The 21,858-nt window shown below is 67.5% G+C and carries 19 protein-coding genes; 12 read left to right on the forward strand and 7 right to left on the reverse strand.

All coding sequences use genetic code 11. The annotated features are described in order from the left end of the window. The first annotated feature begins 49 nt into the window (after positions 1–49). Together FBZ90_RS05465 and FBZ90_RS05470 are read left to right on the forward strand one after the other, a co-directional pair. Positions 50–1,228, forward strand: a complete 1,179-nt coding sequence (locus FBZ90_RS05465) for a M20 aminoacylase family protein (RefSeq protein ID WP_145730025.1) — start codon at positions 50–52, stop codon at positions 1,226–1,228. Positions 1,229–1,362: 134 nt separating this feature from the next. Further along, a complete protein-coding gene (locus FBZ90_RS05470; RefSeq protein WP_145730026.1) occupies positions 1,363–1,830 on the forward strand; it encodes a hypothetical protein in 468 nt (155 codons plus the stop codon). 129 nt (positions 1,831–1,959) lie between these two features. Here the strand turns inward: FBZ90_RS05470 and FBZ90_RS05475 are convergent, their stop codons facing one another. Together FBZ90_RS05475 and FBZ90_RS05480 are read right to left on the reverse strand one after the other, a co-directional pair. Next, positions 1,960–3,726 carry a polysaccharide biosynthesis protein gene (locus FBZ90_RS05475; protein ID WP_246130170.1) on the reverse strand — a complete coding sequence of 589 codons (1,767 nt, stop codon included), beginning with the start codon at positions 3,724–3,726 and terminating at the stop codon, positions 1,960–1,962. 586 nt (positions 3,727–4,312) lie between these two features. Further along, complete coding sequence (locus tag FBZ90_RS05480) at positions 4,313–4,648, reverse strand: hypothetical protein (RefSeq protein ID WP_145730028.1); 336 nt, start codon at positions 4,646–4,648, stop codon at positions 4,313–4,315. 345 nt (positions 4,649–4,993) lie between these two features. On the opposite strand from FBZ90_RS05480, the gene FBZ90_RS05485 reads away from it, so the two are divergent. Then, the gene (locus FBZ90_RS05485) at positions 4,994–5,797 is read left to right on the forward strand and encodes a BglII/BstYI family type II restriction endonuclease (protein WP_145730029.1); all 804 of its coding nucleotides are present in this window, start codon (positions 4,994–4,996) and stop codon (positions 5,795–5,797) included. Between the two features lie 40 nt (positions 5,798–5,837). Here the strand turns inward: FBZ90_RS05485 and FBZ90_RS05490 are convergent, their stop codons facing one another. Both FBZ90_RS05490 and FBZ90_RS05495 read right to left on the reverse strand, forming a co-directional pair. Further along, positions 5,838–7,124, reverse strand: coding sequence for an NAD(P)/FAD-dependent oxidoreductase (locus FBZ90_RS05490; RefSeq protein ID WP_145730030.1), 1,287 nt, complete (start codon positions 7,122–7,124; stop codon positions 5,838–5,840). Between the two features lies 1 nt (position 7,125). After that, positions 7,126–7,869, reverse strand: coding sequence for a phosphatase PAP2 family protein (locus FBZ90_RS05495; RefSeq protein WP_145730031.1), 744 nt, complete (start codon positions 7,867–7,869; stop codon positions 7,126–7,128). 240 nt (positions 7,870–8,109) lie between these two features. Here FBZ90_RS05495 and FBZ90_RS05500 point away from each other — a divergent pair, with 240 nt between their 5' ends. Next, positions 8,110–9,450, forward strand: a complete 1,341-nt coding sequence (locus tag FBZ90_RS05500; RefSeq protein WP_145730424.1) for a glutamine synthetase family protein — start codon at positions 8,110–8,112, stop codon at positions 9,448–9,450. A gap of 175 nt (positions 9,451–9,625) precedes the next feature. Here the strand turns inward: FBZ90_RS05500 and FBZ90_RS05505 are convergent, their stop codons facing one another. Together FBZ90_RS05505 and FBZ90_RS27770 are read right to left on the reverse strand one after the other, a co-directional pair. Then, the gene (locus tag FBZ90_RS05505; protein WP_145730032.1) at positions 9,626–11,311 is read right to left on the reverse strand and encodes a methyl-accepting chemotaxis protein; all 1,686 of its coding nucleotides are present in this window, start codon (positions 11,309–11,311) and stop codon (positions 9,626–9,628) included. Positions 11,312–11,442: 131 nt separating this feature from the next. Then, positions 11,443–11,928 (reverse strand): GNAT family N-acetyltransferase, encoded by a 486-nt coding sequence (locus tag FBZ90_RS27770; RefSeq protein WP_186455622.1) that lies wholly within the window; start codon positions 11,926–11,928, stop codon positions 11,443–11,445. A gap of 298 nt (positions 11,929–12,226) precedes the next feature. Between FBZ90_RS27770 and FBZ90_RS05515 the strand changes: the two genes are divergently transcribed. The 8 genes from FBZ90_RS05515 to FBZ90_RS05550 all read left to right on the forward strand — a co-directional run bounded on the left by FBZ90_RS05515 (position 12,227) and on the right by FBZ90_RS05550 (position 21,446). After that, positions 12,227–12,514 carry a hypothetical protein gene (locus FBZ90_RS05515; protein ID WP_145730034.1) on the forward strand — a complete coding sequence of 96 codons (288 nt, stop codon included), beginning with the start codon at positions 12,227–12,229 and terminating at the stop codon, positions 12,512–12,514. A gap of 12 nt (positions 12,515–12,526) precedes the next feature. Next, positions 12,527–13,696: a glutathionylspermidine synthase family protein gene (locus tag FBZ90_RS05520; protein ID WP_145730035.1), complete on the forward strand. Its 1,170-nt coding sequence runs from the start codon at positions 12,527–12,529 to the stop codon at positions 13,694–13,696. Between the two features lie 174 nt (positions 13,697–13,870). Then, the gene (locus FBZ90_RS05525; protein WP_145730036.1) at positions 13,871–15,694 is read left to right on the forward strand and encodes a monovalent cation:proton antiporter-2 (CPA2) family protein; all 1,824 of its coding nucleotides are present in this window, start codon (positions 13,871–13,873) and stop codon (positions 15,692–15,694) included. A 190-nt stretch (positions 15,695–15,884) separates the two neighbouring features. Continuing rightward, positions 15,885–16,967 carry a polyamine ABC transporter substrate-binding protein gene (locus tag FBZ90_RS05530; RefSeq protein WP_145730037.1) on the forward strand — a complete coding sequence of 361 codons (1,083 nt, stop codon included), beginning with the start codon at positions 15,885–15,887 and terminating at the stop codon, positions 16,965–16,967. A gap of 378 nt (positions 16,968–17,345) precedes the next feature. Beyond that, positions 17,346–18,473 (forward strand): ABC transporter ATP-binding protein, encoded by a 1,128-nt coding sequence (locus tag FBZ90_RS05535; RefSeq protein ID WP_145730038.1) that lies wholly within the window; start codon positions 17,346–17,348, stop codon positions 18,471–18,473. 82 nt (positions 18,474–18,555) lie between these two features. After that, positions 18,556–19,491, forward strand: coding sequence for an ABC transporter permease subunit (locus FBZ90_RS05540; protein WP_420872587.1), 936 nt, complete (start codon positions 18,556–18,558; stop codon positions 19,489–19,491). Further along, positions 19,491–20,321, forward strand: a complete 831-nt coding sequence (locus FBZ90_RS05545; RefSeq protein ID WP_145730039.1) for an ABC transporter permease subunit — start codon at positions 19,491–19,493, stop codon at positions 20,319–20,321. The genes FBZ90_RS05540 and FBZ90_RS05545 overlap by 1 nt, the downstream gene beginning before the upstream one ends. Positions 20,322–20,417: 96 nt before the next feature. Continuing rightward, a complete protein-coding gene (locus tag FBZ90_RS05550; RefSeq protein WP_186455623.1) occupies positions 20,418–21,446 on the forward strand; it encodes an agmatine deiminase family protein in 1,029 nt (342 codons plus the stop codon). Positions 21,447–21,486: 40 nt separating this feature from the next. On the opposite strand, the gene FBZ90_RS05555 is transcribed toward FBZ90_RS05550, so the two are convergent. After that, positions 21,487–21,819, reverse strand: coding sequence for a hypothetical protein (locus FBZ90_RS05555; RefSeq protein WP_145730040.1), 333 nt, complete (start codon positions 21,817–21,819; stop codon positions 21,487–21,489). Positions 21,820–21,858: the final 39 nt, after the last annotated feature.

Genomic DNA, 21,858 nt, shown 5'->3' on the forward strand with positions numbered 1-21,858 from the left:
CGCGTTGTCGTCCTTCGTTTCGCCTCGCGTGCGTCCCGAGAACCCGGTCATGGCCATTCAAAACCGCATCGCCGACTTCCATGCCGATATGACGGCCTGGCGGCATCACATCCACGAACATCCCGAAGTCGCGTTCGAGGAGACGCGGACCGCCGCTTTCGTGGCGGAGAAACTGACCGGCTTCGGCATCGAGGTTCACCAGGGCCTCGCCGGCACCGGTGTGGTGGGCGTGCTGAAGGGGGAGGGGCGCGACACCGGCAAGACCATCGGCCTGCGCGCCGACATGGACGCCCTGCCCATGCAGGAGGAGAACACCTTCGCCCACGCCTCCAAGGTCGCGGGCAAGATGCATGCCTGCGGCCATGACGGGCACACCACCATGCTGCTGGGGGCCGCGCGCTACCTGGCGGAGACCCGCAACTTCTCCGGCACCGTGAACTTCATCTTCCAGCCGGCGGAGGAGGGGGCCGGCGGCGGCAAGCGCATGGTGGACGAGGGGCTGTTCGACCGCTTCCCCTGCGACATGGTCTTCGGCATGCACAATTGGCCGGAACTGCCGCCGGGCAAGATGGGTGTGCGCCAGGGCCCGGTCATGGCCGGTGCCGACCGCTTCGAGATCACCATCCAGGGGCGCGGCGGCCATGCCGCCCAGCCGCACCTGGGTGTGGACCCCGTGGTGGTGGCGGCCCAGCTGGTGGTGGCGGCGCAGACCCTGGTCAGCCGCACCCTCTCCCCCGTGGAGTGCGGCGTGGTCAGCATCACCCGCATCCATGCCGGCACCGCCTACAACATCATTCCCAACGAGGTGAAGCTGGCCGGCACCGTGCGCGCCCTGACGCCCGAGATACGGCAGCAGTTGGAGGACGGCTTGCGCAACCTGGTGACCACCCTGCCGCCCGTGTTCGGCGCCACGGGTGAGCTGGTCTATCACCCGGGGTATCCACCCACGATCAACCATGCCGAACCCTCGGCCATCGCGGCGGCCGTGGCGGCCAAGGTGGCAGGGCCGGGGAATGTGTTGGGCGACATGGGGCCCAGCATGGGGGCGGAGGACTTCGCCTATATGCTGAATGCCCGTCCCGGTTCCTATGTCTGGCTGGGCCAGGGCGGCAGTGCGCTGGGGTGCGCCCTGCATAACCCACGCTATGACTTCAACGACGATGTTCTGCCGATGGGCGCCAGCTACTGGGCGACCTTGGTGGAAACCGTCCTGCCCCGCGCGGCATGATCCGCCCCCGGGCCATCCGCCGGGAGGGTTCCCGGAGCCAAACCTTCGCCCGATGCGACAGCCGGGCGGGGGGCGCGCATCGTCATCGACGGACGTCCTTGCGCCGCCTTGCGGCCTTGGGGGTCGCCATCGGAATGGGAATGGCCCTGAGCGGCTGCTCCAGCAGCATGGCCTGGTTGGGGGGGGAGCCGCCGCCTGATGACAACGCCCTGCCGCCAGCCGTCTCCCCCAGCCTTGTTGGCCGGGGGGAGTGGCATGGCACCCTCAGCCGGGCGCAGAGCACGACCTATCTGGTGGCCCGCAACGCGGCCGAATGGCAATCGCTGTGGGATCTGGTGGGGACGCGCGCGCCCGGTACCCTTCCGGACCGGCTGATGGCCCTGGGGGTGTTCCTGGGGTCCCGCAACTCTTCGGGGGCTGGCGTCGAGGTGGTCAACACCCGGGTGGAACATCGCGACGGCATGCGCGACCGGCTGGTGGTGGAGTACCACGAGTTCGACCAATCCTCCCGCAACAGCGCCACCGGCAGCCTGACCAGCCCCTATGCCATCGTCCTGGTGGATTGGTCCGACGCGCCCGTGCGCTTCGCCCGCGTGCCATAAGCAAGACGCGTTTGCTCGGCACGCCCGCTCCATCGGACGCAGGCCCCCCAAAAAGGCGAAGGCCCGGAACACCAAGTTCCGGGCCTTCGTTTTTGCCTTCGCTCTTGGGCGCGCATTACGCCCTGTTCATTACGCCTGGTTCGGCAGCACGGTTTCCGAGGGAAGGGGAACCGGGTCCAACTGGCTGTAGTCCGGGACGATGTGGTGCAGCAGGGCCTGCAGGCGGACGGCGTCGGCAGTGGCGCAGGCGGCATCCAGCTCATCCAGCGAGCGGCGCAGGATGGCCAGGTCGACCGCGCGGGGAGAGGCCACCAGCACACCCTCGGCGGAGGTCTGCTCCGGCGGCTCGGCGGCGGCGAACATTTCCTCGTACAGCTTTTCGCCAGGACGCAGGCCGGTGAAGGTGATCTTGATGTCCTTGTCCGGACGCAGGCCGGCCAAGCGGATCATCTGGCGCGCCAGGTCCACGATCTTCACCGGCTGGCCCATGTCCAGCACGAAGATGCGGCCACGGTCATCCCGGCCGGCATTCATGCCGTAAGCGGATGCCTGCAACACCAGTTCCACCGCCTCGCGCACCGTCATGAAGTAACGGCACACTTCCGGATGCGTCACGGTCAGAGGCCCGCCGGCGCGCAGCTGGCGGCTGAACAATGGAACCACCGACCCGGTGGAGCCCAGCACATTGCCGAAGCGCACGGTCATGAACCGGGTTTGCCAGCCCTTGCCGGCCCCGCTTGAGGCGACAATGTCCAGGGCTTGGCAGTAGCATTCGGCGATACGCTTGGTGGCGCCCATCACGTTGGTGGACCGCACGGCCTTGTCGGTGGAGATCAGCACCATGGCGGCGGCGCCCGCGGCGATGGCCGCGTCGGCCACGTTGCGGGTGCCCATGACGTTGGTCAGCACGCCTTCCACCGGGTTCAGTTCCACCATCGGCACATGCTTCAGGGCGGCGGCGTGGAACACCAGTTCCGGCTTCTCCTCGTGGAACACCTCAAGGATACGGCTGCGGTCGCGCACGTTGCCCAGCACGGCGCGGCAATCCAGCTCCGGGCAATTCTCCCGCATCTCCATCTCAATGGAGTAGAGGTTGAACTCGCTGTGATCCAGCAGGATCAGCCGGCGGGGCTTCAATTGGGCGATCTGACGCGTCAGTTCCGAGCCGATGGTGCCGCCGGCGCCCGTGACCAGCACCGTCCGGCCGGCCACCAGGCCATCGATGGCGCCCTTGTCCAGCGCCACCTGCGGGCGACCCAGCAGATCCTCGATGACGATGGGGCGCACGGTCATGGGCCCATCGTTCACGGCATCGCGAAAATCGGTCAGGTCGGGCAGGCGGGCCAAGACCAGATTGAGCGCCTCGCACTTTTCCACCAGCGCGCCCAGGCGGGTACCCGACAGGCGGGCGCGGGGACGGGTCAGGATCAGGCGGCGCGGGCACTGACCACCGGCGGCGAGATCGCCTACGACGGATGACAGCTCGGCCAAGCGGCCCAGCACCTTCACGCCATGGATTTCACGGCCGATGCGCCCGCCCTTGTCATCCAGGATGCCGACCACGCGATAGGCCGCGTCCCGGTCGGTGGCCATGGCGCGGATGAAAATCTCCGCCTCGTCACCGGCGCCGACCAGCAGCACCGGGATGCGGTCGCGGGCATTGCTCTCAAGGATGCCTGCCAGACGACGGTCCTTGGCCAAGCGGTAGAGCAGGCGCGGGCCGCCCAGCAGGACGACCAGCACGAACCAATTGATGAGCGGGACGGAGCGCGGAAGGTCATCCAGACGCGTCACCAGGAACATCAGCAACAGGAACACGAGGATGCTGGTGGTGACGGCCCGGGCAATGGCCATCAGGTCGCGCAACGAAGCGTAGCGCCAGACACCGGAGTTCATGCCAAACAGTCGATAGGCCGCCGCCGCAATCACGGTGAACAGAATGACGCCCGGAACCAGTGCTTGGGTATAATGGACGATGCCATCCCCAACCCGCAGGTACAGCGAAACAATAAACGAAACCCCGGCAACCAAAATGTCATGAAAGTATGCAAGGAAGCGCCGGTCCAAAATGAGCGGCAGTCCGAGGGTTTCTTTTAATTTGCGCATGGCTCCAGCCTGCGGTTGATTGTTTATGGGCGATTAACAGTAAGGGGCGGCGCCCCTAAAATCGCTAACCATGGAGTATATTTCTAAACGTCTGATGCGATCCTGACATCATCCGATATTCTGCTGCAAGTGCGAAAAAGGATTGGCCGGGCATAGGCCTACTCCATTAGGCAGCCAATTCTTCACTGCGCGGGCCGGGCGGAAGGACAGCTGTATGGGCCCGGCACCCCCCTTTTGCCGACGGGAGGTGCGAGAACTTAGGCGGCAAACGTGGCAAAGTTATGAATTCCATTAGGAATCTAAAGTGACCGGGGGCGGGGAAAATAGGTCTTTCCGTTTAGAAGGGAAGCGATAATCACAGGAGGCAGCTGCGCCATCATGACCGTAGCCACGCAAAAAGCCCCTTGCTCCTCGGCTTTGCCGGCAGGGCTCCCTTTCCGCCAAGGTGCCGGGCGCCCGCCGCGGCCGTGGCGGTCTTGATGCCGGCATAGTCGCGCTTGAACCGCTCCAGATCTTCCCGCAGGCCGAAACGAAAGGAGACATGCAAGACTTGGGATCGGCGGTTCAGGCCAGGGTCCAGTTTTTCTTCCATGCCCAGGAACTCCACGGCCCAGCGCCCGCGAATATTGGCACGGATCCAATCCTCGGCCTTGTCCATGTCCCCGGCGGACTTCAATTGCAGTGTTGTCGTGAAATCCTGCTGTCCGGTCACGGTCGCCTCTTAGATCATTTCCGGCCGAACGGATCGGCGCGATCACATTCGGGTATTTTCAGCCGAATTCTGCCGCGCACCCCGCGGCCGCCGAGTCGGCGGCGAACGGCCTTCACGGCCCGGACCTTAGTCGACCAGCCGGCCGGTCGACTACGCATCTCCCGGACAGCCGGCCGCCCAAAGCGGTATGGTCAAAGGTGATAAATGCCTACGGGAGTACCCGCCGCCCCGATCGGCAGCGGCCTTTGGGCGCGGCGTCGCCACGGGTGTTCGATCCGGTATCGACAGGGGCCCGGGATCGGGTAGGGTCGCGCCCTCGATATCGCCAGCGGACGTTTTTTCCACATGTTTCCGACCTTGCTAGAGCGCGGCTTCCAGGTGGAGTTCCTTTCCCACGCGCGGGCCATCCTGGGTGTCGACTTCCCCGGCGCCATGGCCGAACTGGATGCCGTCATCGGCGCGCTGTCCATTCCCATCACCGAAATCGTGGGCTCCGGCGGCGGTGAAGCCAAGATCACCCAGCGCCTGCGGCGCTCCTTGGCGGAGCATGGCTGGGAAAAGGCGCATTTCACCATCGAGAAGCGGGTGAACGGCAAGCGCCGTGAATCCATCAGCCATGAGGTTGACCATGTACGGGACATTCCCGGCGTGGGCGTGATCGCGCTGGAGATCGAGTGGAACAATAAGGACCCGTTCTTCGACCGCGACCTGGAGAACTTCAAGCGCCTGCATGCGGAGGGTGTCATTTCCGTCGGTATCATCGTCACGCGCGGGCGCAGCCTGCAGGATGAGATGGTGCCCATGGTGCGCCGCTTCGCCCAAAGCCGCAGCCTGACCTGCGACGGGGACGTGCTGGCCCTGGGCCTGCGGCCCACCACCCGCCAGCAGGACGACGTGGCCCGCCGCATGGCCGGCGGTGCGCCGTCCTTCGCCGAGGCCTGGGCCGCCTCCTTCTGTCAGGACAAGTACGGTGCCGCCACCACCCATTGGCGCAAGTTGGAGGACCGGGTGCATCGGGGCGTGGGCAACCCGTGCCCCCTGCTGTTGATCGGCATTCCGGCCAGTGTCGTCACCTTCGATGTGCCGCTGTCGGAAATGCCCAAGGCCCCGGTGCAGGAGCCGGTCGAGGCGGAACTGCCTTTCTTCTAGGTCGCGGCGCCCCGGTTTCCCTGCGCTTGGCGCGGGATGCTCAGAGCACGTCGCGCAGGCGGTACCACAGGCTGGCCAGGCGCAGCAGGGGCACGCGCCAGGGCGGTCCCACGAAGGTCCGCTGCGGCAGGCGGGCGAAGACGTCGTAACGCTCGGCCTGGCCCATGATGGCCTCCGCCAGCAAGTGGCCGCAGATGCCGGTCAGCGCCACGCCATGGCCGCTGTAGCCATGGGCGAAATAGGTGGTGGGTGACAGGCGGCCCAACTGGGGCAGGCGGCTGACCGTCATGCCGACGCTGCCGTGCCAGAAATGGTCGATGCCCACTCCGGCCAATTGGGGGAAGCAGTGGCGCAGGGCCCGCGCGAGCGTGGGTTGGGCGTCAGCCGTGGCCCGGTTGGCGAAGTTGACGCCACCGCCGAACAACAGGCGGTGGTCGGCGCTGCGGCGGAAATAGTGCAATCCGACATGGGTGTCCGACACGGCGTGGTCGCCGGGCAGCAGGGCGGCCGTCCGCTCGGCCCCGAGGGGTTCCGTCGCCAGCATGTAGGTGACGATGGGCACCAGCGTGCGCGTCAAGGCGGGCGCCAGGCCGCCTAGATAGGCGTTGCCGGCCAGCACCAGGAAGCGCGCCCGTACCCGGCCGCGCGGAGTGGTCACCACAGGGGCGGCATCGGTGCTGGTCGCCAGGGCGGGCGTGTTCTCATAAAGCCGCGCGCCGGCCGCGCGCGCGGCGCGGGCCAGTCCCTGGGCGTAGGCCAAGGGGTGGAGGTGGCCGCTGCCGCTGTCCTCAAGCCCGCTGTCATAGCGTGGGCTGGCCACCAGGGCGCGCAGGTCGTCGCCCTCCACCAGGCGCAGGCGGTCATAGCCCACGCCCTGGGCGTCGCGCAGTTGCTTCAGCAATCCGGCGCGGTGGCGGGGGCGGGCGGCGGCGTTGATGTAGCCCCAGCGCAGGTCGCAGGCGATGGCGTGGCGCTCCACCCGCTGGACCAGCAGGGCCTTGGCCTCTTCCGCCAGCGCCCATAGACGGCGCGCGTCTTCGGGGCCGCTGAGGCGGGCCACGGCGCCGACGGATTTGTTGTAGCCGCTGATGAGCTGCCCGCCGTTGCGGCCCGATGCGCCCCAGCCCACCCGTTCCGCCTCGACCACCGCCACGTCATAGCCGCGCTCCGCCAGGGTCAGCGCGGCGGATAGGCCGGTGTAGCCAGCCCCGACGACACAGACGTCGCAGGTGGTGTCGCTGTCCAGCGCCGGCGCGGCGGGCCCGGGCGGGGAGGAAGAGTGGTACCAGCTGTCGGGCCAGCTATCGGCGGCGGGGGAAGGCGTCATGTCAGCCGGGCAGCCAGCGGCACCACAGCCCCAGGGTGGCCCGGCGTCCATAGAAGGCGGCGTGCAGCAGCGCGCTGGTCAGCACCGCCAGCAGGCCGGCATACAGCACGTCGCTGAAGAAATGGCCGCCCATGCCGATGCGCAGCAGGCCGACGCCGGCCCCAACGCCCAAGCCGCCATAGAGCCAGAGCCGCTGCCGCCGCCGGGCGGTGTAGGCGAAACTGTGCAGGAAGAAGGCCAGCACCGCGTCCCCCGACACGAAGGAGCAGTTGCGCCCGCAATTGGCCTTGGGCGCCGGCAGTACCGGCGGGGTATAGGGGGCCGCCCCGCCGAACTCCACCACCTGGACGGGACGGGCGCGGTGCCAGTGATCCTTCAGCACCGCGTTGCCGATGAGCCCCGGCCCGATGGCCAGCGACAGCAGCAGGAAGCCCCAGGCGCGCACGTCGGCACCCAAAAGCGTGGCGCGCTGGGGGGATCGGCGGTGCCAGGCCGTCCAGGCCGTGCCCAGCACCAGGACGCCGGCCAGGACGCGGGCGCCAACCTGCACCGCCTCATGCAATACGTTGGCGACCGGGCCCGTCCGCCAGGCGAAGCCGCCATCCGGCGTCCAGAACCAGCCGGCGATGGTCAGGTCCGCCAGGGGTGAGACGGTCGCGTACGCCATGAGCCCGGCCAGCACGGCAAGCGCCAGGAAGCTCAGCGCCCGGAGGCCAGAAAAACGCGGGCCGGAAAAACGGATCATGGCGACGGGAGGTCCGGTCGGTTGAGGGGACGTTGCCCTTCGCACATATCACCGGGGCGGGGCCAATGTCACCCCGGCATAGGCCGCAAGCGCTAGGGTGCCGGCCCGCTTTGGCCGCTGCCGCGCCGCATTCCCGCCCCGATATCATGGGATCGTCCCCGCCGATTCCGTCCGGCCCGGGCCCGGTCCATCCGCGTGATCGCCTCCCTGGCCGGCCCCATCACCGAGGTGCACGACCCCATGTCCGTCTTGGAAGAATTCATCCGCGGCAATCGCATCACCGAAGTCGAATGCCTGGTCCCCGACCTGTCCGGCATCGCCCGGGGCAAGATCGTCCCGGCGGAGAAATTCCTGCGCATCCTGCGCGACCGGGGCCTGCGCCTGCCCGAAAGCGTGTTCATCCAGACCGTGACGGGCGACACCCCGCCCAACAGCGTCACCAACCCGGAAAACTCCGACGTCTACATGCTGCCCGATCCCGGCAGCGTGCGTCTCGTCCCCTGGTACGACGCGCCTACCGCCGCCGTCATCTGCGACTGCGTCTACGCCGATGGCGGCAGCGTCGACATCAGCCCGCGCTGGGTGCTGAAGCGGGTGCTGGAGCTTTATGCCCAGCGTGGCTGGAAGCCCTTGGTGGCGCCGGAGCTGGAGTTCTTCCTGGTGGCGGTCAACAAGGACCCCGACTATCCCCTGATCCCGCCCGTCGGCCGCTCGGGTCGGCAGGAAAGCGGGCGCCAGGCCTTCGGCATCGACGCGGTCAACGAGTTCGACCCCATCTTCGAGGCGGTCTACGACTACTGCGAGAAGCAGGACATTGACGTCGACACCATGAGCCATGAGGCCGGTGCCGCCCAGATCGAGATCAACTTCAACCATGGCGACGCGCTGAGCCTGGCCGACCAGGTTTTCCTGTTCAAGCGCACGGTGCGGGAGGCGGCCATCCGCCACGGCATCTATGCCACCTTCATGGCCAAGCCCATGCAGAACGAACCGGGCAGCGCCATGCATATCCACCAGTCGCTGGTCGACGCCGAAACCGGGCGCAACCTGTTCGGCCGGCCGGATGGCGGCGACACCCCCCTGTTCATGAGCCACATCGCCGGCCTGCAGAAGTACCTGCCCAGCGCGATGCCTCTGCTGGCGCCCAATGTGAACAGCTATCGCCGCCTGGTGCAGGGGTCGGATGCGCCCATCAACGTGCATTGGGGGCGGGACAACCGCACCACCGGCTTTCGCGTCCCCCTGAGCCCGCCGGAGGCGCGGCGGGTGGAGAACCGCGTGGCCGGCGCCGACGCCAACCCCTATCTGGCCATTGCCGCCAGCCTGGCCTGCGGCTACCTGGGCATGGTGCAGGAACTGGAACCGACGGAGCCGGTGAAGGGCACGGCCCATCGCCTGGCCTTCACCTTGCCCCGCCACCAGGGCGACGCCCTGGCCAAGCTGAACGCCAGCCGCCCCTTGCGTGAGCTGTTCGGCGAACGCTTCGTCGCTTGCGTCACCGCCGTGAAGCAGGCGGAGGATGCCGCCTACCAGCAGGTGATCTCCAGCTGGGAGCGGGAGAACCTGCTGCTGAACGTGTGACGGCTTTGTTGGAGGGGCTTATACCAAGGAGCGATGATTTCCATTCATCGCTCCTTGGTATCGGCGGCGACTGCCGCCGCGCGCCGTAAGGCGCGGAAGCCAAGCCGCCGGATGGCGGTGCCGGCGACTGAGGGCGATGAGCCTGGCCATAGGTCAGGATCATCGCTACTTGGTATTAGCGTATGTTGGCCAGGAAGGCGTGCACCTGGCCGCGCAGCCGCTCCGCCTCCGTCGACAGCTCGCCGGCGGCGTGGCGCACGGTGTGCGCGACCTCGCCGGTTTCGCTGACCGCCCGGCGAGCGGCGGCGACGTTGCCGGAAACCTGCTGTGTGCCGGTCGCGGCCTGCTGGACGTTGCCGGCGATTTCCGCCGTGGCCGCCCCTTGCTCCTCCACCGCCGCCGCGACGGCGGACGTGATCTCGTTCATGCGGTTCACGGTCTGGCCGATGCCGGCGATGGCGTCCACCGCCGTGTCGGTCATGCCCTGGATTTCGGCGACCTTGGCCTGAATTTCCTCCGTCGCCTTGGCGGTCTGGGTCGCCAGGTTCTTCACCTCGCTGGCGACGACGGCGAAGCCCTTGCCGGCCTCGCCCGCCCGGGCCGCCTCGATGGTGGCGTTCAGGGCCAGCAGGTTGGTCTGGCCCGCGATGCCGGTGATCAGCGCCACGATGTCGCCCACCCGCGCGGCGGAGGCCGCCAGCTCGCCCATGGCGGTGCTGGTGCGGCCCACTTCCTCCACGGCGTCGGCGGCGATGGCCGACGACTGGCTGATCTGGCGCGCGATCTCGGTGATGGAGGCGCTAAGCTGATCCGTGGCGGCCGCCACCGTGGCAACGTTGGCGCTGGTCTGCTCCGCGGCGGCGGCGGCCGACGTCGTCTGGTTTTCGGCCTGGGCGGCGGCTGTGGCCGCGGCATTGGCGCCGGTGGCCATCTCCGTCGTGGCGGTGGCGATGCCGTCGACCACCTGCATGACGCTGCCCTCGAAGTCCTGGGCCAGGCGGGACAGTGCCGCCTTGCGCTCCCGCTCCGCCTCTTCCTTCATGCCTTCCTGTCGCTGGCGCAGGTGCACGGCGTCGGCGGAACGGTCGCGCAGCACCAGGATGGCCTGGGCCAGCGTCCCGATCTCATCCTTCAGGTCCACGGCCGGGACGGGAGTCGCCAGGTCGCCGTCGGCCATTCGGTTGGTGGCGTTGGCCAGACGGAACAATGGCCCGGTGATGCTGCGGCTCAGCCATAGCGCCAGGCCCAGGGTCAGCAGCGCCAGTGTCGCCACCAAGCCCGCCGTGCGCTCCGTGCTGCTCCGGGCCGCTGCCTCCACATCGTCCAGATAGATGCCCGACGACACCACCCACTGCCAGCGGGCCGTGCCCTTGGAATAGGTCACCTTGCGGGCCGGCGGCGCGCCGACCTTGGGGGGCCAGACGTAATAGTTGAAGCCGCCGCCGTCCTTGGCGCGATCCAGCATTTCCTGGGCGTAATGGACGCCATTGGCGTCGGTGGCGTCCAGGTTGCGCTTGCCCTCGGTCGCGGGGCCCTGGCCGTTCGCCAGGGTCATGCCGGTCAGGTCATGGATGATCGCGTAGTGGTTGCCGTCATAGCGGAAGCCCCGTACCACGTCGATGGCCAGGGCCTTGGCCTTGTCCTCGGGGATTTCACCCGCCTGCGCCTTCTTCTCCAGCACCTCGATCATGCTCACCACCCCCTCGGTGGCGATGCGCGCGCGGGCCTGGCGCTCCTCCAGGATGGTGCGATTGGAATTGATCACCATGTACGCGCCCAGCGCCGCCAGCGTGAAAAAGGCCAGGGCGGGGACGACCAGGATGCGGCCGCTGATGCCGCGCAGCGATTTCAGGAAAGGCATGAGGCAAACCACCAGCCGGTAAGGGGTGCGGCACGATGCCGCGCCATTCTCGCGGGCAGGCTATACCCTGACTTTCGGCTGGGCGTGATCTGCTATATCGGCATCGCCGTTATTACTTAAGATGGAACAATTTAAAGTAATTTGCCCATATAGACGGCATCCTCGCCATAACTGGACACGTCAACGGACGTTTCTTGTATGGCCGCAAAACCTTTCCGCGACCAGAACGCCGTGGAATTGTTGACCGACAGTAGCCGCATTTCGGTGAAACCGGCGCTGCGGGCGTGCTCGGTCAGTATCTCCACGGCTGCATCCGCATGTCCTTGGCCGCGGGCGGCGGCGTCGATGGCGACGTCGTGGATGTAATAGATGTCGGCCTCCGCTGGCAGCCCGCCCAGCATCTGGTTCAGTTTTGGCACGCGGTCCCGGGCATAGGGGTGGCTGAGCACATAGCCGCCGATGCCGCCTTCGGAGCGCGCCAGGGTCAGGCCTCCGGCGGGATAGGCCGCAAGCTTGTCGGCCATGACCTCGAACGCCTCGAAGAAGTCGACATGGATGGCGCAGGCCAGGGTGAAGACGGACGGCAGGTCGGCCACCGCCATGGGACGCCAGAACATGGGGAAGGGCACCATGGGAAGACAGCGATGGGCCGGATGTGCCGCCACCGGGGCCGGGCCGTCAAGGGCGCAGCGATCCTTCCCGGGTCGCGGGCATAACCCGTGTCTCGCACAATTATGCGTGGACAGACATGTTATGGCGCCATTGGTGCAAAGATGCGGGCCGGAGCACCCTTCATCGCGCGGGGTTGCCCCGACGGACGGGGTTTCGAACGAACTTGCTTTCGAACGAACTAGGCTTTCGACGTGAGCCGGCTGATGGGGGCACCCCGGTGCCAACCCTTTGGGAACCAAATCCATGAAACGCAGTCACCACATCACGTTGGCGGCCCTGGCCGCCGCGACGACGTTGTCGCTGGGCGGGTGTGATTCAAAGCATGATCAGGATTGCAAGGCCAACCAGAACCAACAGCAGGCCGACTGCCGCTCTGGCGGCACGGGCGGTGGCCATGGCGGGGGTGGGGGCTCCATCTCCAGTTCCAAGTCCGGCGGCGTCGAAACCGGTGGCTTCGGTGAAAGCGCCGCGGCCCATGGCGGTGGCGGCGAGGGTGGGGGCGGACACGGTGGCGGCGGGGGTGGCGAGTAGGGGAGCCCCATCATGGACCGTGTTTCCTGCACGCCCCGCCCCGATTGGACCCGGCGCATCGAAGCCCAGGGCCTGACCTACCATTCGCTGGGCTTGCCGCCCGGCGGGGAGGACGGTCTGTGGTGGGACGAGAGCGCCGCCTATGCCTTCACCGCGGCGGAGATCGACCATCTGGAGGCCGCCGCCAACACACTGCACCAGCTGTGTCTTGAGGCGGTGGCGGCCATCGTTGCGACGCCGGCCCTGATGGACCGCTTCGGCCTCAGCCTGGCCTACCGCGCCTATGTCATCGAGAGTTGGCGGCGGGGCGATCCCGCCCTCTATGGCCGCTTCGACCTGGCCTTCAACCCGGACCGGGAGGATGTGGCCGAGCCCAAGATGCTGGAATACAACGCCGACACGCCCACCACCCTCATCGAATCGGCGGTGGTGCAGTGGTTCTGGCTGCGTGACGTGCTGCCCGACGCCGACCAGTTCAACTCCATCCATGAGCGGCTGATCGCGCGCTGGCGGGAAATCGGCCGGCGCCAGCCGCCCGGCGCCCTGGTCCACCTGTCGTCCTACGCCGACTATGAGGAGGAGTTGCGGACGGTGGAGTATCTGGTGGATACGGCGCGCCAGGCCGGCCTGAACGCCACCCATCTGCCCATCACCCAGGTGGGCTGGGACAAGGGCAAGAAGCGCTTCGTCGATGAGCAGCGCCGGCCGCTGGGCCTGTGGTTCAAGCTCTATCCCTGGGAATGGCTGGCGGCCGAGCGCTTCGGCGCCCACCTCCCGACTGCCGACATGACGGTGGTGGAGCCGCCATGGAAGATGCTGCTGTCGCACAAGGCCATCCTGACCGTGCTGTGGGACCTGTTCCCGGGCCATCCCAACCTGCTGCCCGCCGGCTTCTCCGCCGCGGCCGTGGGGCCGGACTGGATCGCCAAGCCCATGCAGGCGCGCGAAGGCGCCAACATTCGGCTGATCCGCGACGGGCAGGAGGTGGCGCGCACCGCTGGCGGCTACGGGCAGGGGCCGGTGGTCTATCAGCGCGCCGTGGACTTGGCGCGGTCGGACGGGCGGCATGTGGTGCTGGGCGCCTGGATAGTGGGGGATGAGGCCGCCGGCCTGTGCGTCCGCGAGGATGTGGGCCCCATCATCACCGGCGCCTCCCGCTTTCTGCCGCATTACTTCCGCTGACTGGGTTTCCGCTAACGGGATTTCCGCTGAGCCCGTGTTACTGGTCAGCCGCGGGTGGGGCAACGGTGCCCGCCTTGCCCCGCCCGCGGCATCCTTGTTAGGGTCCGCCCTGGTGTGGGGGAATGCCAGCCGTTCGGGTGGCATCCCCTCAGGTGATATTTGGGGGGAACCCGCGTGACCGACACGTCGTCCGGCGTCGACCTGGTGCAGATCGTGGCGGTGCTGGGCGCCGGCGTGGTGGCGGCGCCGTTGTTCAAGCGGCTGGGCTTTGGCTCCATCCTGGGCTATCTGGCGGCGGGCCTCGCCATAGGTCCCTTCGGCTTCGGCGTGCTGGCCGACCCGGCCGCGGTGCTGCACTTCGCCGAACTGGGCGTCGTCATGTTCCTGTTCCTGATTGGGCTGGAGATGCGGCCGGCCAAGTTGTGGACCCTGCGGCGCCAGATCTTCGGCCTCGGCGTGGCGCAAGCGGCCGTCTGCGGCGCGCTGATGACCGTCGCCGGCGTGGTCGCCGGTTTCCCGCCCGCGGTGGCCTTCGTCGCCGCCATGGGTTTTGCCCAATCCTCCACCGCCGCCATCATCCAGACGCTGGAGGAGAAAGGGGAGATGTCGACCCCCTTCGGCCAGCGCGCCATGTCCATCCTGCTGCTGGAGGATTTGTCGGTGGTGCCCCTGCTGGCCGTCGTGGCGCTGTTGGCGCCGGAGGCCAGCCACGATTTGCGCGGCAGCTGGGTGGGCGTGGCGGCGGCCGCCGCCGCCCTGGCCGTGGTCGTGGTGGCCGGGCGCTGGGTGCTGAACCCGCTGTTCGGCCTGCTGGCCGGGTCGAGGGTGCGGGAGGCGATGACGGCGGCGGCGCTGGCCGTGGTGCTGGGCACGGCGCTGCTCATGGAAAGCTCGGGCCTGTCCATGGCCATGGGCGCCTTCCTGGCGGGCGTGCTGCTGTCCGGGTCCGGTTTCCGCCATCAGCTGGAGGCGGATATCGAACCCTTCCGTGGCCTGCTGCTGGGCCTTTTCTTCATGGCCGTGGGCATGTCGCTGGACCTGGCGGTGGTCGTGGCGGAATGGCGCCTGCTGCTGCTGGTGCTGGCCGGATGCGTTATCACCAAGGCGGCGGGCATCTATGCCGTGGCCCGGGTTTCCGGCGCCGATGGCCGCGAATCCTTGCAGCGCACTACCCTGTTCGCGCAAGGGGGTGAGTTCGCCTTCGTGCTGTACGGCGCGGGTGCCGCCGTGGGCGTGCTGGACGGGCAGGTCAACGCCGTCATGACCGCCACCGTCATCCTGTCCATGGTGCTGACGCCCATGACCGTGCGCCTGGTGTGGAGCCTGCTGCCTGAACCGGCGCCGGATACGGAGGGGCTGGCGCGCCCCGACGGCCTGAACGGCACCGTGCTGATCATCGGCTTCGGCCGTTTCGGCCAGGTGGTCAGCCAGACGCTGCTGGCGCGCGGGCTGGACGTCACCATCATCGACACGGATGTGGAGATGATCCAGGCGGCCGCCGGTTTCGGCTTCCAGATCTATTACGGCGACGGCACCAACCTGGACGTGCTGCACGCCTCGGGCGCCGGCCGGGCGCGGGCGGTGGCGGTGTGCGTGGACAACAAGGACGCCGCCAACAAGATCGTGGATCTGGTGAAGGCCAGCTTCCCCCACGCCGGCCTGCTGGTGCGCGCCTACGACCGCCGGCACACCCTGCACCTGATCGCGGCCGGGGTGGACCTGCAGGTGCGCGAGACCCTGGAATCGGCGCTGGCTTTCGGCCAGGGCGCGCTGGAGTTCCTGGGCCTGTCGGAGGAGGAGGCGCGCGAGACGGCGGAGGAGGTGCGTCGGCGCGACCAGGAGCGTGTGGCCCTGGAACAGGCCAGCGGCAAGCTGACCGGCTTCAACCAGTTCCGTCCCAAGGAGCCCAAGCCCATACCCCTGTTCCAGGCCGGCAAGGAGGCACGTCCGCTCACGCCTGAAACGCGTGAGATCGCGGCGCGCGGCACGCCTAGCTGATCCTGATACAAGGGCGAAGGCGCTTGGTTTTCCGGGGCTTGCCGCGAATGGCATAGGCTGCCGGCATCCGCCGTCTCCAAAAAGGCGCGTGCCTTTGCCCGTGGCTTGACAGGGCCGGCGGCATGGGGTGCAAATGCCCCCCGACCCAGGGCCTTATGGCCCGGCCGATGTTCCAAGAACGGGGAAGTGGATGAAAAAGAAGCTGGTGCCGCTGTTGGCGGGATTGGTGGCGGTGGTCGCGGGCGCCGCCTGGGCGCAGAGCAGGACGGTCCACGTCTATAACTGGACCGACTATATCGGCGAGACCACGCTGGCCGACTTCACCAAGGCGACCGGCATCCAGACCAAGTATGACGTCTACACCGACCTGGAAACCCTGGAAGCCAAGCTGCTGACGGGCAATTCCGGGTACGACGTCATCGTCCCCACGGCCCAGCCCACCCTGCGCAAGTTCATCCAGGCGCAGGCGGTGCAGAAGCTGGACAAGTCCAAGATTCCCAACCTGAAGAACCTGGACCCCGTGCTGATGTCGCGCCTGGCGGAGGTGGACCCGGGCAACGAGTACGCCGCCATCTACCAGTGGGGCACCGTCGGCATCGGCTATAACCCGGACAAGGTGAAGGCTGCGCTCGGCACCGCCACCATCGACAGCTGGAAGCAGGTGTTCGATCCGGAGAACGCCAAGAAGCTGGCCAGCTGCGGCATCGTCGTGCTGGACAGCCCGGCCGACATCCTGCCCTCCGTCCTGAACTATCTGGGCCTGCCGCCCAGCAGCGAGAAGTCGGACGACGTCAAGAAGGCCGGGGAGCTGATGTCCAGCATCCGCCCCTACATCAAGACCTTCGTCCCCTCCGTCATCGATCCGCTGGCCAGCGGCGACGCCTGTGTAGCCATCGGCTATTCCGGCGATGTGCTGCAGGCGCAGGCCCGCTCCGGCGGCAAGGTCAAGATCGACTACGCCATCCCGAAGGAAGGCGCCCAGCTGTGGTTCGACACCCTGGCCATCCCGGCGGGGGCGCCGAACGTGGCCGAGGCCTACGCCTACATCAACTACATGCTGGACCCCAAGGTGATGGCCGGCATCAGCAACGCCGTCTCCTACGCCAACGCCGTGCCGGCCTCGCTGCCCCTGCTGAAGCCGGAGATCAAGGACAACCCGCGCATCTATCCGCCCAAGGAAGTGATGGACAAGCTGTTCACCATCAAGCAGTTGGCGCAGCGCGCGGAGCAGGAGCGCAACCGCACCTGGACCCGCATCAAGACCGGCCGCTGAGCGGATTTCCCCCCTTAAGGGGAAGGGGGCGTCGCCTTTGGGCTGGCGCCCCTTTTTTATACCGGCGCCCTGGCCGGCGGCCCCATCATTTAGGGGCAAATTTGCAGTTGCGAAAAAACGCGCGGCCCCGGGTCGCGGACCCCATAGTTCCAGTGGACAGCGGGGACGCACCCTGGCATTCAGCAAGTTCGGAACGCTTTTCCGGGCAAGCGGTTCCCAACCAGGAAGCGCCCATCGGACGTCCGCATCCGGCCCACTTCCAGCCTTGTGATCCGCCGCCTCATGTCCGACGCCCCCGACCCACGTTCCCGGCCGGCCGCTTCCGGTCCCGCCGCTTCTGGTCCCGTTGGCAAGCCCCCGGCCGCCAAAGGCCCCGCCATGAAGTTCGAGCCCTGGCACGATCCGGCGGCCAAGCCCTATGTCCAGATCGAGAAGGTGACGAAGCGCTTCGGCGATTTCACCGCCGTGGACAATGTCAGCCTGTCGATCTACCGGGGGGAGTTCTTTTCGCTGCTGGGCGGTTCGGGCTCCGGCAAGACGACGCTGCTGCGCATGCTGGCCGGGTTCGAGCAGCCGACCGAGGGCCGCATCTTCATCGACGGCGTCGACATGGCGGGCATCCCGCCCTATGACCGCCCGGTCAACATGATGTTCCAGTCCTACGCCCTGTTCCCCCACATGACGGTGGAGAACAACGTGGCCTTTGGCCTGCGCCAGGACGGCGTGCCCAAGGACGAGATCCGCACCCGCGTGGCGGAGATGCTGGAGCTGGTGAAGCTGACCCCCTTCGCCAAGCGCAAGCCGCACCAGTTGTCCGGCGGCCAGCGGCAGCGCGTGGCGCTCGCGCGCTCCCTGGTCAAGAAGCCCAAGCTGCTGCTGCTGGACGAACCGCTGGGTGCGTTGGACAAGCGCCTGCGCGAACAGACGCAGTTCGAGCTGGTGAACATCCAGGAAAAGCTGGGCGTCACCTTCGTGGTCGTGACCCATGACCAGGAGGAGGCCATGACCATGTCCTCGCGCATCGCGGTCATGGACCATGGCCATATCGCCCAGGTCGGCACGCCCACCGAGATCTACGAATACCCCAACAGCCGCTTCACGGCGGAGTTCATCGGATCGGTGAACGTGTTCGAGGGCAACATCGTGGAGTCGGAGCCCGACCACTCCCTCATCCGCTCGGCGGAGGCCGGCTGCGACCTGTACGTCACCCACGCCGCCCACCTGGCGGCGGGCAGCCATTGCTGGGTCGCCATCCGGCCGGAGAAGGTCAGCATCACCAAGGAAAGGCCGGCGGACGCCGACACGGGGCGCAATGTCACCCGGGGCGTGGTGCGCGAGATCGCCTATCTGGGCGACATCTCCATCTATCAGATCGACCTTCCGTCCGGGAAGCGCGTGCGGGCGACGGCGCCCAACGTCACCCGGCGGACCGAGCTGCCCATCACCTGGGATGACGAGGTCTGGTTGTGCTGGCGCCCGTTCGCCGGCGTCGTCCTGACAGACTGAGGGGAGGGGAGCCGCCGTGCCCGCGCAAGACCCATCCCAGTCGTCCCCGGTTCCGGCCGGTGCTGCCGCCGGCCTGCCCCCGGTGGCGCCGCGCACCCTCAAGGACCGCGTCCTGGGCGTCACCCGCCGCCTGGGCCTCACGGGCCGGGGTGGCGTCATCCTCGGCCCTTACGCCTGGCTGGTGCTGTTCTTCTTCATCCCCTTCCTGATCGTGCTCAAGATCAGCGTGGCGGAGCCGGCGGTGGGCATCCCGCCCTTCACCAAGCTGGTCGAATGGGTGGACGGTGGGCTGGACCTGCATATCCGCTTCAGCGGCTTCCAGGCGCTGTTCGATGACGACCTCTACCTGCTGGCCTACCTGAACTCGCTGAAGATCGCCTTCGTCTCCACGCTGTGCTGCCTGGTCATCGGCTATCCCATGGCCTACGCCATCGCCACCGCGCCGGAGAAGCGGCGCGGGCCGCTGCTCATGTTGATCATTCTGCCGTTCTGGACCAGCTTCCTCATCCGCGTGTACGCCTGGATGAGCATCCTCAAGGACGAGGGGCTGCTGAACAACCTGCTGATGGGCCTGGGCCTCATCCACGAACCGCTGAAGATCCTGTACAGCGACCTCGCGGTCTACATCGGCATCACCTATTCCTACCTGCCCTTCATGATCCTGCCGCTGTACGCGACGCTGGAGAAGATGGACCACACGCTGTTGGAGGCGGCGGCCGACCTGGGCGCCCGGCCGTGGAAGTCGTTCCTGACCATCACCCTGCCGCTGTCGCTGCCGGGCATCGTCGCCGGCTCGCTTCTGGTGTTCATTCCGGCGGTGGGTGAGTTCGTCATCCCCTCGCTGCTGGGCGGGTCCGACACGCTGATGATCGGGCGGGAGCTGTGGAACCTGTTCTTCAACAGCCGTGACTGGCCGTCCGCCTCGGCGGTGGCCATCGCCCTGCTGGCCTTCCTGGTGGGCCCCATCATGATCTTCCAGCACTTCCAGGGCCGGGACCAGGACAAGGGGGCCGCGTGATGAGAAAGTCCCGTTTGCCGATGGTCCTGCTGGGCGTGGGGCTGGCCTTCCTGTACCTGCCCATCGTCCTGCTGGTGGTCTATTCCTTCAACGACAATCGCTCACTCACCGTTTGGACAGGCTTTTCCCTGCGCTGGTATCATGAGCTGTTGGCCGATAGCCAGATGCTGGAGGCGGCGTGGCTGTCCCTGCGCATCGCCTTCGCCACCGCCTGCGGCGCCGTGGTGCTGGGCACGCTGGCGGGGCTGATGCTGGCCCGGTTCGGCGCGTTCCGCGGCCGGGCGCTGTTCGCCGGCATGATCTCCGCCCCCCTGGTGATGCCTGAGGTGATCATGGGCCTGGCCCTGCTGCTGCTGTTCGTCAGCGCCGAACAGTTGGTTGGCTGGCCGGCGGGGCGCGGGGTGCTGACCATCATCCTGGCCCACATCACCTTCACCATGTCCTTCGTGGCCGTGGTCATCCAGTCGCGCCTGGTCAGCATGGACGTGTCGCTGGAGGAGGCCGCGATGGATCTCGGCGCCCGCCCGGCCAAGGTGTTCTTCGTCATCACCCTGCCCATCATCGCGCCCGCCATCGTCTCCGGTTGGCTGCTGGCCTTCACCCTGTCGCTGGACGACCTGGTCATCACCAGCTTCGTCTCCGGCCCCGGTTCCACCACCTTGCCGATGATCGTGTTCTCGTCCATCCGCCTGGGGCTTAAGCCGGAAATCAACGCGCTGGCCACCATCGTGGTGGCGGTGGTGGCCACCGGCATCGCCCTGGCCGGCTTCCTGGAAGCCCGCCGCGCCCGCATCCGAGAGCGTGAGGAAAGCCAGGCGGGGCGGGTCTAGCCCTCTCATCCAAAGCGCTGATTGCCAGCCTGTAGCACAGGCGGAATACTATTCTTTGCAACCGCCCCGATCCGGGGCGGTGGAGGATCGGACGCCATGACCTACACCCCCGGTTCCCCCGCTGCGGCGGGCTTTGTCATGCCCGCTGAGTGGCACCCGCACGACCGCTGCTGGATGGCTTGGCCCAACCGGGCGGAGACCTTCCCCAACGGGCTGGACGCCGCGCGCCAGGCCTACGCCGCCGTGGCCAAGGCCATCGCGCAGTTCGAGCCGGTGACCATGGTGGTCCCGCCGGGGGAGGTGGCCGACGCCTCCATCCTGTGTTCGGGCGCGCCGGTCAGCGCCATTCCGGTGCCCCTGTCGGACAGCTGGCTGCGCGACAACGGCCCCAGCTTCGTCATTGACGGCAAGGGCGGCATCGGCGGCGTGGACTGGGACTTCAACGCCTGGGGCCGCAACTATGAGGATTTCCAGGCCGACACCCAGGTGGCGGCGGAAATCCTGAAGGGCCTGGGACTTCCCCGCTTCAAGGCGCCGCTGATCATGGAGGGCGGCTCCTTCCATGTGGATGGTGAGGGCACCCTGATCACCACCGAGGAATGCCTGCTGAACCCCAACCGCAATCCCGGCCTAACCCGGGGCGAGATCGAGGGGCATCTGCGCGACTTCCTGGGTGTGCGCCAGATCATCTGGCTGGGCCGGGGGTATGAGCAGGATGAGACCGACGGCCACATAGACGAGATCGCCTGCTTCATCCGGCCCGGCCTGGTGCTGGCCATGACCACGGACGATCCGGACGATCCCAACTTCGACACCTTCCAGGACAATATCGAGCGGCTGTCCATGGCGACGGATGCGCAGGGCAGGGAATTGGACATCGTCACCCTGCGCACGCCGGCGCGCCAGGAACAGGATGGCGTGCGCCTGACCCTGTCCTACACCAATTTCTACCTGGCCAACGGCGGCGTGGTCCTGCCCGCCTTCGAGGACCCCATGGACGCGGAGGCCGCCAAGCTGTTCAGCCGCCTCTACCCCGACCGCCAGATCGTCCAGGTCCCGGCACTGGACATCGTGCGCGGCGGCGGCGGCATCCACTGCATCACCCAGCAGCAGCCGCGTCCTTGATGATTGGGCGTGCCACCCCCGGTCAGCTCGGCGCCACGGCTCAGTTGCCGCTGAGCTGAGCCTGGGCCAAGGCGCCGTTGAGGTTGGCGACGCAGCGGTCGAAGGCGGGGGAGCCTTCGGTCAGGCCGGCCTCGCTGCAGGCGGTCTGGCAGCGCTCCGCATGCATCTTCTTGGTGGCGCTCAGGGTGTCCTTCAAGCTGGCGACGCAGGCGGCGTAGAGGCTGTCGTTGGGGCCGACGTGCAGGGCGTCCTGGCAGGCACGATCGATGGACGGATGGATCGTGATGGTCGGCATGGTGTCGGCGGCCAGGGCCGGCTGCATGCCCAGGGTCAGCAGGCCCAGGGTGAGCAGGGCGGCGGAAGACTTCAACATATCATGATCTCCTTGACGGTCCGGTGAAGGGCCCCGCGC

The organism is Nitrospirillum pindoramense (genome assembly GCF_007827955.1).
Taxonomy (GTDB): Bacteria; Pseudomonadota; Alphaproteobacteria; order Azospirillales; family Azospirillaceae; genus Nitrospirillum; species Nitrospirillum amazonense_B.